This window comes from Pseudomonas sp. LBUM1660, from assembly GCF_059695935.1.
Window position 1 is genome coordinate 2,321,438 of the sequence record NZ_CP166795.1, and the last position, 13,867, is coordinate 2,335,304.

Here is a 13,867-nt window from a genome sequence, read left to right on the forward strand (position 1 = left end):
TTTCATGACAATCAAAACGCTTCCGGCGGCACCGGCGGCCCGGCCGCGCGCGGATGTTTCCTGCGACATGTTGCCCTTAGCGCTTGAGCGCTGGAACCCCGAGATCCGGGCGGCGGCAGACGAAGAGAACACCATCTCGATTTATGACCCGATCGGTTATGACTTTTGGACCGGGGAGGGTGTGACGGCTAAGCGCATCAGCGCCGCACTACGGTCGATGAATGGCGCTGATGTCACCGTCAATATCAACTCACCAGGCGGCGATGTGTTCGAGGGGTTGGCGATTTACAACCTACTGCGCGAACACAAAGGCAAGGTAACCGTGAAGGTGCTGGGCCTCGCTGCTTCCGCTGCGTCCTTTATTGCGATGGCTGGCGATGATGTCCAGATCGCCCGCGCTGGCTTCCTGATGATCCATAACGCGTGGACGATTGTCGGTGGCAACCGTAACGACATTCGGGAAGTCGCGGACTTCCTGGAACAGATCGATATCGCCCTGGCCGACATCTATGCCGCACGTACCGGTGATCCCACCGAAGCCATGCAGAAACTGATGGATGCTGAAACTTGGATGGCCGGATCCGTCGCGATCGAGGAAGGGTTTGCCGACCAGCTGCTGCCCTCCGATGCAACCAAACATGACGCCAAGGCCGGTAGCCCGCAACAGATCGCGGCTCGCCGGCTGGACGTCATCCTCGCAAAACAGGGAATGCCGCGCAGTGAGCGGCGCTCCCTGATTCAAGACATCAAGACCGGCACGCTCAGCGCTACCGGTCCGGGTACGCCGAGCGCTACCGAACCCCCGGCCATTCCGGCCGAAGCAATTGCTGAGTTCGAACGAGCCTTGGCTCAGTTCAAAGCGGCAGCCTCTATTGTCCCTGGAGCTTGATAATGACCGATACAACCGAACTGCTTAAGAACGTTTCCGCCGAACTGGCCAAGGCCAGCAGCGAATTCAGCAAAAAGGCTGAAGATGCACTGGCAGAAGCGAAGAAGGCCGGCAATCTTTCCTCAGAAACCAAAGCGGCCGTCGACGAGTTGGCCCTTAAATTCAACTCGTTGTCCGAGGCCGAGAAACTGCTCAAGTCGCAACTGGGTGAGATCGAACAGGAATTCGCCCGGCTGCCGACACAGGCCTCTGGTCAGTCCCGCGAAACCCTGGGTGGCACCATCATCAAAAGCGAAGCGCTGAAGGCGTTCGCGGCGAGTGTGGAAGGTAACAAGCGACTGAGCATTCCGGTCAGCGCGGCGCTGTTGTCCGGCGATGTCCCGGCGGGTGTTGTCGAGCCACAGCGTATCCCGGGCATCGATGTCTCGCCGAAACAGCGCTTGTTCATCCGCGACCTGATCGCACCTGGTAAGACGGGCTCGCCGGCCATCTTCTGGGTGCAACAGACTGGCTTTGTCAACGCGGCCAGAGCTGTGGCGGAAGGAACGGCCAAGCCGTATTCGGGCATTACGTTCACCCCAAAGATCACCGGGGTGTCCACCATCGCTCACCTGTTCAAAGCGTCGAAACAGATTCTGGACGACTTTGCGCAACTCGGTTCGACCATCGATATCGAAATGCGTTATGGGCTGAAGTACGTCGAAGAGCAGGAGATTCTGTTCGCCGACGGTACCGGGGTTCACTTGCACGGCATCGTGCCACAAGCCTCCGTTTACGATCCGGCGTTCGAAGTCGATCACCAGTCGGGTATCGATGATCTGCGCCTGGCGATGCTGCAATGCCAACTGGCCCGCCTGCCTTCGAGTGGTCACGTCCTGCACTTCATGGACTGGGCAAAAATCGAGCTGACGAAAGACACGCTCGGTCGTTACATCCTGGCCAATCCGTTGGGCCTGGCCGGTCCTGTGCTCTGGGGCTTGCCGGTGGTGGCCACCGAAGCGGTGGGTTTCGAAGGGAAGTTTCTCACCGGTGCCTTCCAGACCGGCGCCCAGCTCTTCGATCGCGAGGACGCGAACGTGGTGATCAGCACTGAAAACGCCGATGACTTCGAGAAGAACATGATCACGATCCGCTGCGAAGAGCGACTGGCTCTGGTGGTCAAGCGTCCGGAAGCCTTCGTCTATGGCCCGTTCACCGCCCCTGAACCTGCAGGCGGTTGATCCTCACAAGGCCGCCTCCGGGCGGCCAACTGGAGAGCACCATGAAACTGATTACGCTGAAACCGTTATACCTCGGCGGCAAGACGGTGGTTGAGGGACGGTCATTCGAAACACACGATCAGCACGGCCGCGAACTGATCGCCAAGGGTTATGCCGCGCTCGATGAATCGGACGCTGAACCGGTTGTCACCCTGGACGAGGAGCCCGTCGTTAACTCGATGGCGCTGACCACTGGGCAGTTGAGTTTGACCCCGCCGGATGCAGTGGGGGGCGATGACGATCCGGCCCCGGGCAAGACCGCCGCGTCGAAGAAAAAGAAGGCGAACTGATCATGGGAGCGATATCGGTTGATCTGGCGATGCAGCATTTGCGCGCAGAAACTGAAGATCGGGGGTATGTCGAGGTGTTGCTCGCTGCTGCCGAGGACAGTGCCGCGCAGTATTTGCAGCGCAGCTTCTACGCCGATACCGCCGCCTTGGCTGCGGCGGTCCTCGACGGTCTAGCCGGCGATGATCCAATTGTGATTGCGCCGTCGATTACGGCGGCGTGCTTGCTGATCCTCGGTCATCTGTATGCCAATCGCGAGGACAGTGTGACCGGCGTCAACGTCGCATCGGTCGTTGAATTGCCCATGGGTTCAAAGTCGTTGCTGCACCCGTACCGGGTGAAGATGGGGGTTTAAATGGCCTACCGCGAACCAGGTGCAGGCGAGCTTGATAAGCATGTGACCCTGCGTCGACGTGATGATGTGCCTGCTGATGACATGGGGCTTGAGTCCGTTTTTTCTGACCTCAACCCTCGTTGGGCAAAGATCGAACCTGTGGGGTCTGCCATCTACTCGGGCAGTGTTCAAACCGATTCAAAAGTCACTCATCGCGTCGTCCTGCGTTATCGCAAGGGCATCACTACCGCATTTGAGGTGGTCCACGGTGACACGCAATACAGGGTGAAGCGCGGCTTCAACATGAACGGCAAAACGCGTTTTACCGTTCTTGAGGTTGAAGAGCTGGGCCAGACGCAGCAAGGCGGAGGGATTTATGGAGAATAGACCTGCGGCTTATATGCACTTTGGTGCGTTCGATTCGTATGGAAAACTCGACTTCGAAAAAAAGGAAATTCGAAAATCCATGCGGCTCGCGGGCGTGCTGATTCAGCGGCTCGCAAAGGGGTTGGTCAACCGCAAGCAAACGTCAAAAGCTGAAGAGTATCCGGGTCAGAAAAGCGGGACGCTTCGACGCTCGATCAAATACAAAGTCAGCCGGTCCGGCTTTCTGGTGCGTATCTCCCCGCAGAAAATATCGGGCATGGATGCCTTCTATCCTGCGTACCTGCATTACGGGGTGCGCAAAGGTGAGGCGATAAAACGGTTGGCGCCTGGTATGGGGAAGGGCAGGAAAAATAGACGTGCAGCTGGCGCAAGGGCCAAGCTGGCCGAAGCCAGGAAGCTTGAAGGTTGGAGAGTGGACCCCCGGGGTAACTTTATGGAGAAGGCCCTTGAGCTCGGATCGAGTCGAGTCAAGCAAGTGCTCACCCGCGGTTTTGCCGATTCGCTGAAGTGAATAGACCGCGGTTCCACAACGGCGCTCATTTTAAACAGACCCACTCAGGTGGGTTTTTTTACGTCCGGAATTCTCTCAATGGATATCACTTCACTGGTAGCTCATCTGCGTCAGCGCTGCCCGTCGTACGGTGGTCGAGTCGCAGGCGGGATCGATTTTGAGGCCGTAGCGAACAGCGAACAGTTACATCGACCGTCTGCCTACGTCATTTCCACCGGCGATCAAGCTACAAAGAACGACGTTCAAAACGGTGTGCGGCAGGAGATCACCGATCAGTTCGATGTGATCGTCGTTTTAGATACTCGCGACGAGCGCGGCCAGCAGGCGGTGGATCTGCTGCACGGTCTGCGCAAGGAGTTGTGGCGAGCGTTGGTCGGGTGGAAGCCCACTGATGAATACGAGTTTATTGAGTACGCCGGCGGCGAGCTGATTGTTATCAACCGCGCCCGTGTGATCTACCGCTACAGCTTTGTCGCTGAGTTCCAGCTTGGCCGCAACAGCAAAGACGAACCCGCCGAAACCTGGCACGAACTCGAAATCGACGGTTTGCCGCCGTTCACCGGCGTTGACTTCGACATGGACTGCATCGACCCGGCAGATCCAAACCTGCAGCGACCTGGCCCGGATGGGCGCATCGAAGCGAAATTCTCAGGAGACGTAACACCATGACCAAACGCATCACTGTGGTGCCGGCCTCTGGCCGCTCTGTGCCCGATCCGGAGGCTGGCGACTTGTTGCCTGTTGAAGGCCGGGAAGTCCCAGACAACGCATGGTGGCGCCGCCGCCAAGCGGATGGGGACGTAACCCTCAAGGCTGATAAAGCCCAATCCACCAAGGGCGTCACCACGCCGAAACCCGAGGAAGCGCAATAATGGCTATCGGATTCAGTAGCATCCCCGCCGATATCCGCGTGCCGCTGTTCTATGCGGAGATGGATAACTCGGCGGCCAACAGTGCGTCGTCGGCCATGCGTCGATTGATTGTCGCCCAGGTCAACGATGACGCCACCAGCGAAAGCATTGGCCAACTGGTGCTGGTGTCGAGCCTGGGTCTGGCCAAGGACATCGGCGGGCAAGGCTCGATGCTGGCGGCGATGTACGAAACCTGGCGCAAGACTGATCCGATCGGCGAGATCTGGTGCCTGCCGCTTCAAAACGCTACCGGTACCGCTGCAACAGCGACGGTCACTATCACCGGTGCCGCGACCGAGCCGGGGTTGTTGAACCTGTACGTCGGTGGTGTTCGTGTGCAGTCGGTCGTTGTTGCGGCGGCTACTCCGACCATCGCGGCGTCGGCATTGGCCGTGAAGATCAACGCCACGCCAGACCTGCCAGTCACCGCCTTGGCTGTCGCGGGAGTCGTCACGCTCACTTGTAAGTGGAAGGGTGAGAGCGGCAACGACATTGGTCTGGTCCTGAATCGCCTTGGCAAGTCCAATGGCGAGGCGACCCCTACGGGCCTGACTGTTGTTGCAACCCTGATGACGGGAGGCGTCGGTGCGCCTGACCAGATCGATGCTGTAGCGGCGCTGGGCGATGAGCCTTTCGAATTCATCTGCGTGCCCTGGTCGGACACGACCACGCTGAACGCGTGGAAAGATGCGATGGACGACAACACCGGCCGCTGGAGCTGGGCGAAACAACTGTTCGGCCACGTCTACACGGCGAAGCGTGGCACCTTGGGTACGCTGGTGGCGGCAGGCCAGGCACGCAATGATCAGCACATGACCATTCAGGCAGTGGAGCCGGGTGTGCCCCAACCGGTATGGGTGCAGGCAGCGGCATTGGCGGCGCGCACTTCGGTATTCATCTCGGCAGATGCCAGCCGGCCAACGCAAAGCGGCTCGCTACCCGGGCTGGATCCGGCACCGGCCAGCGAGCGGTTCACGCTCACGGAGCGCCAATCGCTGCTGACCTACGGCCTTGCAACGGCCTACTACGAAGGCGGCTACGTGCGCATCCAGCGCTCGATCACCACCTACCAGAAGAACGCGTATGGCCAGGCGGACAACTCGTACCTGGACAGCGAGACCATGCACCAGTCGGCGTTCATCATCCGGCGCATGCAGAGCGTGATTACCAGCAAGTACGGCCGCCACAAGCTGGCCAGCGATGGTACGCGCTTCGGCGCCGGCCAGCCTATCGTCACGCCGAGCACCATCCGCGGCGAGCTGATTGCGCAGTACGCCAAGCTCGAACAGGAAGGTCATGTGGAAAACGCTGACCTGTTCGCTGAGCACCTGGTGGTGGAGCGCGACAGCAATGACCCGAGCCGAGTGAACGTGTTGTTCCCGCCGGATTACATCAACGGCCTGCGCATTTTTGCGCTGCTCAACCAGTTCCGCCTCCAGTACGACGCCGCCGCGTAACGCTGACCACGATCACCAAGCCCGCCCCGAGCGGGCTTTTTCATTCTGGAGATTCAACCCATGGGCAAAAAAGTAGCGGGCACGGCGTACATCAAGGTGGACGGAATGCAGCTGACCGTCACCGGTGGCGCCGAAGCGCCGTTGATGGATAAAAAACGGGAGACGGTTTATCCGGGCTACTACAAGGAGGAGGAGCTGGCGCCCTATCTGAAAATGACCGTCATCCATGATCCGGCGCTTTCGATCAAGACGCTGACCGAAGGCACGGATATGACGGTCACCTGTGAATTCAACAACGGCAAGGTCTATGTGCTCTCGGGTGCGTACCTGGTCGACGAGCCGACGTCGAAAGGCGATGACGGCACCATTGAACTGCAATTCGACGGCATCAAAGGGGTGTGGCAATGACGGGCACAGTGAAACTTCAGGCGGCCATCGAGGCCCACGGCGAGCCACTGACTGAGCTGACTTTGCGTCGGCCGACCGTACAGGAAGTGCGCGCTATCAAGGCGTTGCCGTATCGGATCGACAAGAACGAAGAGGTCGGGCTCGACATGGATGTCGCAGCTAAATACATCGCGATCTGCGCCGGCATCCCGCCGTCGTCGGTCAACCAGCTGGACCTGGCTGACCTCAACGCGCTGAGCTGGGCGGTCGCCGGTTTTTTCATGAGTGCGGCGTCGGCTCCATCAACGACCTGATTTCAGTCGCCTACGACCTGGCCTGGTTCTGGAAAGTTGACCCCGAACAGATGATGGCCAGGCCACTGGATGCGCTCACGGAATGCCTTGAGCACGCCCAACGCATTAACGAACTTCAGCAGGTGCAGTGATGGCGGACAAGTTCCAGCTCAAGGCGTTGATCACCGGCGTCGACAAGCTGTCGCCGACACTGACCGGGATCCGTAAGAACGTTGCGGGCTTCCGCAAACAGATGAACAGCTCAGGCCTTGGCAACATCGGCTTCCAGGATATGTTGCAAGGCGGCGCCTTTGCGGCGCCGTTCATTGCTGGTGCCCGTGCTGCCATGGAATTCGAAACGTCCATGGCCGATGTGAAGAAGGTCGTTACCTTCGACACGCCCGAACAGTTCAAGCAGATGGGGCAGGACGTGCTTGATATGTCGGAGAAAATGCCGATGGCAGCGAGTGGCATTGCGGCCATTGTTGCCGCCGGTGGCCAGGCCGGTTTCGCCCGTGGTGAGCTCAAGCAGTTCGCCGAGGACGCGGTGAAAATGGGCATCGCCTTCGATCAGACCGCCGATCAGTCCGGCGACATGATGGCCAAGTGGCGCACGTCCTTCAAAATGACGCAGCCGGAAGTCGTTACCCTGGCTGACAAGATCAACTACCTGAGCAACATCGGTCCTTCGTCGGCCGCACAGATCTCCGACATCGTGACCCGTATCGGTTCGTTGGGTGGCATCGCCGGCTTGTCAGCAGGTCAGGTTGCCGCGATGGGTGCCACGCTCGCGGGCGTGGGTGTCCCGAGTGAAGTAGCGGCAACGGGCATGAAGAACTTCATGCTGTCGCTGACCAAGGGCAGCGCGGCCACCAAACAACAATCGGAGGCTTTCAAGTCGCTGCGGTTGGATGTGAAGCAAGTTTCGAAGAGCATGCAAAAGGATGCTCAGGGCACGATCGAAGATGTGCTGGAGCGCATCGCCAAGGTCGATCCGGCGAAGCAGGCCGGGTTACTGACGCAGCTCTTCGGTACCGAGTCGGTGTCTGCTATCGCGCCACTGCTGACCAACCTCGATCTGTTGAAGTCCAGCTTCAAGGCCGTGGGCACGGAAGGGAAGTTCGCTGGCTCCATGGAGGCGGAGTACACAGCGCGGTCCGCGACCACTGCCAACTCCATGCAGCTGCTGACCAACAAGGTCACACGCTTGGGTGTGGCAGTGGGTTCTGGTCTCCTACCTCCGTTCAATGACTTCATGGATCAGATCGGGCCGGCCATTTCCCAGATGTCTTCACTTGCCGGTGAACACCCTGGCGTTATTCGTGGGGTGTTGGGCGCTGGCGTTGCCTTCGGTGTGCTGCGTGTTGCGGTGATGGGCGCTGTGGTTGCAACCAAGATCCTCAGTGCCGTCACCGCTATGTCGCCGATCGGGATAATCGTTCGAGGTATCGCGCTCGCGGCCGGCCTGTTGATTGCCAACTGGGCGACCGTTGCGCCGTACTTCGAGGCGATCTGGGAAAAGATCAAAGGTCCGGCCATGATCCTGTGGGGCTGGTTTAAGCAGGCCTTTGCATTCACTCCGATCCCGATGGTGATGGAAAACTGGGGGCCGTTGACTGAGTTGTTCTCGGCGCTTTGGGATGTTCTTGTCGCCGTCTCCACGCCGGTAATGGATTTCCTCGGGCGCATGTTTGAGTGGACGCCGCTCGGGATGATTGCCAAGAACTGGGCACCCATCACTGAGTGGTTCCAGAAGCTATGGGCGAGATTGAAACCGATTATAGAGCCGATGATGAAGTACTTCGGCGGTGGCGAAGGTGGTGAGGGAATCATCAAAACCGCCACCAACAAAGCTAACGAGTTCGCCGAAGAGCAGCGCGTACGCAACGCAGGACCGGGCGGTGGTGACGGCGCGTTCGTTGAAGCCGGGGCAGTAGAAGGTGCCCAGCGTTATCAACGGATGATGAAAAACGCGGCAGGCATCCCGAGCACTGACAAGTTGTTGAGTCGGCCGAATCTGGCCAACCAATCCAGCGGCCTGCTTCAGCAGGCATCGGCCAATCAGGCGCCGAAACTCAATGGTGAGCTCAACATCAATCTCAACGGCGCACCGCCGGGTACCACCGTTGATCAAGCCAAAACCAACCAGCCGGGCCTGAACATCAAGCCCAGTGTCGGTACCCGAACTATTGGCATTATGAGGCCTAACCAATGACGGCGACGTGGCGTGATAAGTTGTTGCCGGCTTCGTTCCGGGGGATCAGCTTCTTGATCCCCCAGACGTCGGTGCCGGTTGGCATGAAGGGACAGCTGCACGAATTTCCGCAGCGGGATACGCCATTCTTCGAGCAGTTGGGCAAACAGTCCCAGGTGCACAAGATGACGGGATGGGTCATCGGTGATGATTGTTTCGAGCGTCGAGACAAGTTGATCGAAGCGTTGAACACTCCCGGTGGTGGGGAGCTGGTCCACCCGTGGCTTGGGAAAATGCAAGTCAAGGCCGGCGAGTGCGATATGTCTCACGACCTCATGGGCGGCGGCATGATCAGCTTTGATCTGACGTTCTATCCGGACATGCCGTTGCAGACACCGGCGGCCAAAGTCAACACGCAAGCTCAGGTGGTGAATTCGTCTGAAAGCCTGCTGACGTCGTCGCTCAATCGGTATCAGGCCGCCATGGGCACAGTGAACCAGGCGCGATTGGGGCTGATGCAAATGCGCAACAGCCTGACGAACGTCTTCTCTGTCATCCAGCAGCAGTTCGCGCCGTTCTTGAGTGTCTTCACGGATGTCACGGGTTTCGCGCAGTCGCTGATCAATTCCCCCGGTTCGCTGTCCTCGCTCTTTTCCAGCTACTTCAGCAGCTTTTCAGGCTTCAATTTTTTTGGCTCAAGTTCGAGCGGTCGGTCTAGCTCAGGCGGTAATGCTGGCGGCGGTTATCGCGCGGCAGTTGCCGAAGCCACCCAGCAAACGGAAGCTGTCAGCAGCATCAACACCGTAAGCACTGTTGGCGGAACCGATGCGATCACTGCTTCGCAGGCGGCGGCAAACCTGGTGCAGGATTCGACATTGGTGCAGATCGGCCTGATCGTCAGCGAGTTGCCTGTGGCCACGCAGCCAGAGTCAATAGAGTCGATGCCGTCGGTTGATCAGCAGGCGGTGCAGCCGATTGTGCGGCCGGACGTGCCGGTCGCCGATGATGTGATCGAGCTGCGGGATAATCTCAATGAAGCCATTCATGAGGCGTCGTTGAAGGCCGACCCGGCGCATTATCTGGTGTTAAACACTTTCCGCCAAACCGTGGTGAAACACCTGACGGCCGTCGCGCAGTCGGGCGTGAAGCTCGTTGAGGTCACCCCTGCGGAAAGCTTGTCGGCGTTGGTGCTTGCTTATCGTCGTTTTGGTGATGCCACACGGGCGCCAGAGGTTGTTCAGCGCAACCGCATTCAGCACCCGGGCTTCGTGCCCTCAGTGCCCATCAAAATCGCCCAGAGGTAACCATGAGTGATGATCAAAACGCGGTCACCCTCACGGTTGGCGGCATGGATTACTTCGGCTGGAAATCCGTGGAAATTACTGCCGGGCTTGAAGATCAGGCCCGTTCCTTCAACGTGTCGTTGACCTGGAAGTGGCCAGGGCAGATTCAGAACATTCCAATCCGGCAGGGTGACAAGTGCCAGGTGCGGATCGGTGATGACCTGGTGCTGACCGCTTGGGTATTCGCAACGCCGGTCAGCCATGACGATAAACAAATCACCAAATCCATAAGTGGCCGATCATTGACCGCGGACCTGGTCGACTGCGCGGCAGTCAATAAGCCGGGTCAATGGAACAACCAGTCGGTGCTGTCCATCGTCAAGGCGTTGGCTGCGCCTTATGGCATCGCGGTCACCAGCGAGATCCCTGAGGGCGGAAAACTTTCCGACCACACCATCGAGCCAGGAGAGACGGCATTCGCTTCTATCGACAGGTTGCTGACATTATTTCGGGTGTTCTCCACTGACGACGCGCGCGGTGCGGCAGTGCTGGCCAGCCCCGGCAGTGGCGGGCGTACCTTTGACGCGGTGGAGGTCGGTAAGAACGTCAAGACCGGCGAGGCGCCGCTCGATTTCTCCGGCGTATTTTCCGAGTACCAGGTGCTGGGACAAAAGAGCGGGACCGACGATGAGTTCGGCCCTGACGCCGCGGAAGTTTCCGCCGTCCTGACCGATGACCGCACGACCCGCAAGCGCGTCTTGATCATTCAGGAATCCGGACAAGTGACCAATGAGCTCGCGAGTGCCCGGGCCAATTGGGAGCGCAGCAGCCGTATGGGGAAGGCGATGACCGTCACCTATGTGGTGCAGGGCTGGCGTCAATCCAATGGTCAGCTCTGGCGACACAACATGATCACCCGCGTGATCGACCCAATCATTGGCATGAATCGCGACATGTTGATCTCGCGCATCACCTACACGTTGAGCGAGCAGGGGACGATCACCAAGCTGGAGCTGGGGCCGCCTGAGAGTTTTGAGCCTGAGCCCAAGGATCCGCACAGCAAACGGAAAGTGAAGAAGGGCGGCAAAGGCGACAACTTCGAATACCTCATCCCTGCTGACTACGAGCCCAAAAAATGAACCTGAAAACTATGCTGGCTCGCGGCACGGTCGTGCTGGTCGATGCAGCCAAGAAGCTCCAGGGCCTACAAGTTCGCCTCACCGCCGGCGAGCTAAAAGACGGCGCCGAACATTTCGAGCCATATGGACTCACCAGCAACCCGTTGCCCGGGGCCGAGGTGCTCGCCGCGTTCATCGGCGGTGACCGATCCCATGCAGTGGTTTTGGTGGCGGCTGATCGCCGGTACCGCATACAGGGTCTGGCGCCTGGTGAGGTGGCTATCTACACCGACGAAGGCGATCGGATTCATTTCAAGCGTGGCCGGATCATCGACATAGAGACAGGCACGCTCAACATCAAGGCGACGACGGCGGTGAACATCGACAGCCCGGTGATCAACCAGACCGGGGATATTGTTTCACAAGGTGATCAGGTGGCAGCTGGTGTCAGCCAGATTCATCACCCTCACAGTGGCGTTCAAGCCGGTAGTGGCCAGAGCGGCGCACCGATCGCGGGAGGTTGATCATGGTCATCAATTCTGATCTTGAGGCTTCGCTCATTCGTGCAGTGATCATCAGCCTTTACACCTGGCGCCGCGCCGAAACAGATGACCGTATCGATGACGACGAGCGCTTCGGCTGGTGGGGTGACAGTTACCCAGCCATTGCCGATGACCGTATCGGTTCGCGCTTGTGGCTGTTGCGGCGGGTGAAGCTGACACCGCAAACACAACGCGATGCAGAGGCCTACGCGCGCGAAGCCCTGCAATGGTTGCTGGATGATGGGCACGTGACCGACGTCGCCATTGCCAGTGAAAAGGTCGATATCAACCGGTTGAATCTGATTCCCACGCTAACGGTGTCCAGCGGTGCTCGGCTTGAAATCAAACAACCCTCTTCTTGGCAGGTGATCTATGCCGTTTGAAACGCCTTCATTACCTGTCTTGATTGGGCGCACCCAGGGTGATCTGGCCAGCGACTCGCTGCGCCGCTCCGATGCCCAGGTGCTGGCCAGAACCTTGGGTGGCACGGCCTACGGCTTGTACGGCTATCTCGATTGGATCGCTGAACAGATATTGCCTGATCGGGCCGACGAAGAAACGTTGGAACGTATCGCGCTGCTGCGACTGAATCAGCCTCGTAAGCCTGCTCAACCTGCAGAGGGGCCGGTGAGCTTCACTGCGGCGGCAGGCGCCGTACTGGACGTTGATGTGGTGCTGCAAGCAGGGGATGGGCGTACCTACAAAGTGACGACAGGCGTCACCACCGTGGCCGGGCTGAACACCACCACGGTAGAGGCCGTTGACGCCGGCGTATTGGGCAACGCTGATGCGGGGCTGACCTTGGCCCTGGTCCAGCCGGTTGCGGGTGTGACCAACCTGTTCACCGTTCTGGCGCCTGGTGTGGTGGGGGGCATCGCCAAAGAAAGCGTTGAGTCATTACGCGCTAGGGTGGTTCGGTCTTATCGAGTAATCCCGCACGGTGGCTCGGCGGACGACTATGAAACCTGGGCTTTGGAGGTACCGGGAATCACCCGCGCCTGGTGTCGCCGTAATTATCTGGGGCCTGGCACCGTTGGCTTGTTCGTAATGCGCGACGGGGATTTCGAGCCAATCCCGAATCCAACGCAGCTGGCCGAGGTGAAGGCTTACATCGAATCGCCATTCAGGCGCCCCGTGACGGCAGAGCTTTACGTCTTGCCGCCAGTCAAGGTTCCTGTGCTGTACAGCATCCACGCGGTACCGGATACCTCTGCGGTGAGGGTGGCGATTCAGGATCAGCTGGTTGATCTGCATGACCGTGAAGCCGGGTTAGGCGAAACACTTTTGCTGACCCACATTGCTGAAGCCATCAGTGGATCGTCCGGCGAGACCGACCATGACCTTATTGTGCCGGCGGCTGATGTCGTCGCGGCCTCCAATCAACTGCTGACGTTCGGAGGTATCACATGGCTATAGCCAGAACCGCCGAACAATACCGACTTCAGCTGCGTGGGTTGTTGCCCGCAGGGCCCGCATGGGATCCGGACCTGGTACCGGAAATTGATCTGGTGCTGACCGGAGTCGCCCTTGAGTTTTCCCGCGTGGATGCCCGGGCGGTGGACCTGTTGAACGAGATGGATCCTGCGAGCGTGAGTGAACTTGTTCCTGACTGGGAAGCGGTAATGGGGCTGCCTGACGAGTGCCTCGGCCCTAACCCCGCTTTTGAGGATCGCCGCTTGGCTGTTCGGCGGCGGCTCGTTGAGGTCGGGGGGCAGAGCCCGGCGTACTTCATCGAGATCGCTGTGAGCCAGGGCTACCCTGACGCGACCATCACTGAACACCGAGCGCCCCGTATGGGGCGTTCTCGTTTTGGCTCGGCGCATTTCGGCACGTGGCGTGCGCAATTCATGTGGACGCTCAACACCGGCGGGCGCCAGAAGCAAGGCCGCCGCTTTGGCGTGAGCTACTGGGGGGAGCGTTTCGGGGCCAACCCTGGCAACCCGTTGGAGTGCTCGATCCGTCGGCCGGCGCCGGCGCATACCGTTGTGCATATCAATTATGACTGAGGGGTAAG

18 protein-coding genes are annotated in these 13,867 nt (G+C 59.2%); all 18 read left to right on the forward strand.

The genetic code is table 11. From position 1 onward, the window contains the following. Positions 1-4 precede the first annotated feature (4 nt). The 18 genes from ACA068_RS10875 (at position 5) to ACA068_RS10960 (ending at position 13,859) form a co-directional block, all read left to right on the forward strand. A complete protein-coding gene (locus ACA068_RS10875; RefSeq protein ID WP_497309696.1) occupies positions 5-889 on the forward strand; it encodes a head maturation protease, ClpP-related in 885 nt (294 codons plus the stop codon). A 2-nt stretch (positions 890-891) separates the two neighbouring features. Further along, entirely contained in the window at positions 892-2,109 is a 1,218-nt protein-coding gene (locus ACA068_RS10880) for a phage major capsid protein (RefSeq protein WP_497309698.1), read from the forward strand. A 41-nt stretch (positions 2,110-2,150) separates the two neighbouring features. Next, on the forward strand, positions 2,151-2,438 hold the full coding sequence (locus ACA068_RS10885; protein ID WP_497309700.1) for a DUF7210 family protein: 288 nt from the start codon (positions 2,151-2,153) through the stop codon (positions 2,436-2,438). Between the two features lie 2 nt (positions 2,439-2,440). Further along, on the forward strand, positions 2,441-2,791 hold the full coding sequence (locus ACA068_RS10890; protein ID WP_497309702.1) for a head-tail connector protein: 351 nt from the start codon (positions 2,441-2,443) through the stop codon (positions 2,789-2,791). Further along, positions 2,792-3,157: a phage head closure protein gene (locus ACA068_RS10895; RefSeq protein ID WP_497309704.1), complete on the forward strand. Its 366-nt coding sequence runs from the start codon at positions 2,792-2,794 to the stop codon at positions 3,155-3,157. Beyond that, positions 3,147-3,668 (forward strand): HK97-gp10 family putative phage morphogenesis protein, encoded by a 522-nt coding sequence (locus ACA068_RS10900; RefSeq protein ID WP_497309706.1) that lies wholly within the window; start codon positions 3,147-3,149, stop codon positions 3,666-3,668. The genes ACA068_RS10895 and ACA068_RS10900 overlap by 11 nt, the downstream gene beginning before the upstream one ends. Positions 3,669-3,746: 78 nt before the next feature. Next, complete coding sequence (locus tag ACA068_RS10905) at positions 3,747-4,337, forward strand: phage tail terminator protein (protein WP_497309708.1); 591 nt, start codon at positions 3,747-3,749, stop codon at positions 4,335-4,337. Beyond that, complete coding sequence (locus ACA068_RS10910) at positions 4,334-4,540, forward strand: DUF2635 domain-containing protein (protein WP_497309710.1); 207 nt, start codon at positions 4,334-4,336, stop codon at positions 4,538-4,540. The genes ACA068_RS10905 and ACA068_RS10910 overlap by 4 nt, the downstream gene beginning before the upstream one ends. After that, positions 4,540-6,036: a phage tail sheath subtilisin-like domain-containing protein gene (locus ACA068_RS10915; RefSeq protein WP_497309712.1), complete on the forward strand. Its 1,497-nt coding sequence runs from the start codon at positions 4,540-4,542 to the stop codon at positions 6,034-6,036. Before ACA068_RS10910 ends, ACA068_RS10915 begins: the two co-directional genes overlap by 1 nt. A 60-nt stretch (positions 6,037-6,096) precedes the next feature. Then, positions 6,097-6,444 carry a phage tail tube protein gene (locus ACA068_RS10920; RefSeq protein ID WP_497309714.1) on the forward strand — a complete coding sequence of 116 codons (348 nt, stop codon included), beginning with the start codon at positions 6,097-6,099 and terminating at the stop codon, positions 6,442-6,444. Continuing rightward, entirely contained in the window at positions 6,441-6,737 is a 297-nt protein-coding gene (locus ACA068_RS10925) for a phage tail assembly protein (protein WP_497309716.1), read from the forward strand. Before ACA068_RS10920 ends, ACA068_RS10925 begins: the two co-directional genes overlap by 4 nt. A 130-nt stretch (positions 6,738-6,867) precedes the next feature. After that, positions 6,868-8,931 carry a phage tail tape measure protein gene (locus ACA068_RS10930; protein ID WP_497309717.1) on the forward strand — a complete coding sequence of 688 codons (2,064 nt, stop codon included), beginning with the start codon at positions 6,868-6,870 and terminating at the stop codon, positions 8,929-8,931. After that, a complete protein-coding gene (locus ACA068_RS10935; protein WP_497309719.1) occupies positions 8,928-10,214 on the forward strand; it encodes a DNA circularization protein in 1,287 nt (428 codons plus the stop codon). Before ACA068_RS10930 ends, ACA068_RS10935 begins: the two co-directional genes overlap by 4 nt. Positions 10,215-10,216: 2 nt before the next feature. After that, positions 10,217-11,332, forward strand: a complete 1,116-nt coding sequence (locus ACA068_RS10940; RefSeq protein ID WP_497309721.1) for a phage baseplate assembly protein — start codon at positions 10,217-10,219, stop codon at positions 11,330-11,332. After that, a complete protein-coding gene (locus ACA068_RS10945) occupies positions 11,329-11,835 on the forward strand; it encodes a phage baseplate assembly protein V (RefSeq protein ID WP_497309723.1) in 507 nt (168 codons plus the stop codon). Before ACA068_RS10940 ends, ACA068_RS10945 begins: the two co-directional genes overlap by 4 nt. 2 nt (positions 11,836-11,837) lie before the next feature. Further along, on the forward strand, positions 11,838-12,236 hold the full coding sequence (locus tag ACA068_RS10950; RefSeq protein ID WP_497309725.1) for a phage GP46 family protein: 399 nt from the start codon (positions 11,838-11,840) through the stop codon (positions 12,234-12,236). Continuing rightward, the gene (locus tag ACA068_RS10955; protein ID WP_497309727.1) at positions 12,226-13,269 is read left to right on the forward strand and encodes a baseplate J/gp47 family protein; all 1,044 of its coding nucleotides are present in this window, start codon (positions 12,226-12,228) and stop codon (positions 13,267-13,269) included. The genes ACA068_RS10950 and ACA068_RS10955 overlap by 11 nt, the downstream gene beginning before the upstream one ends. After that, positions 13,260-13,859 carry a YmfQ family protein gene (locus tag ACA068_RS10960; RefSeq protein WP_497309728.1) on the forward strand — a complete coding sequence of 200 codons (600 nt, stop codon included), beginning with the start codon at positions 13,260-13,262 and terminating at the stop codon, positions 13,857-13,859. The genes ACA068_RS10955 and ACA068_RS10960 overlap by 10 nt, the downstream gene beginning before the upstream one ends. Positions 13,860-13,867: the final 8 nt, after the last annotated feature.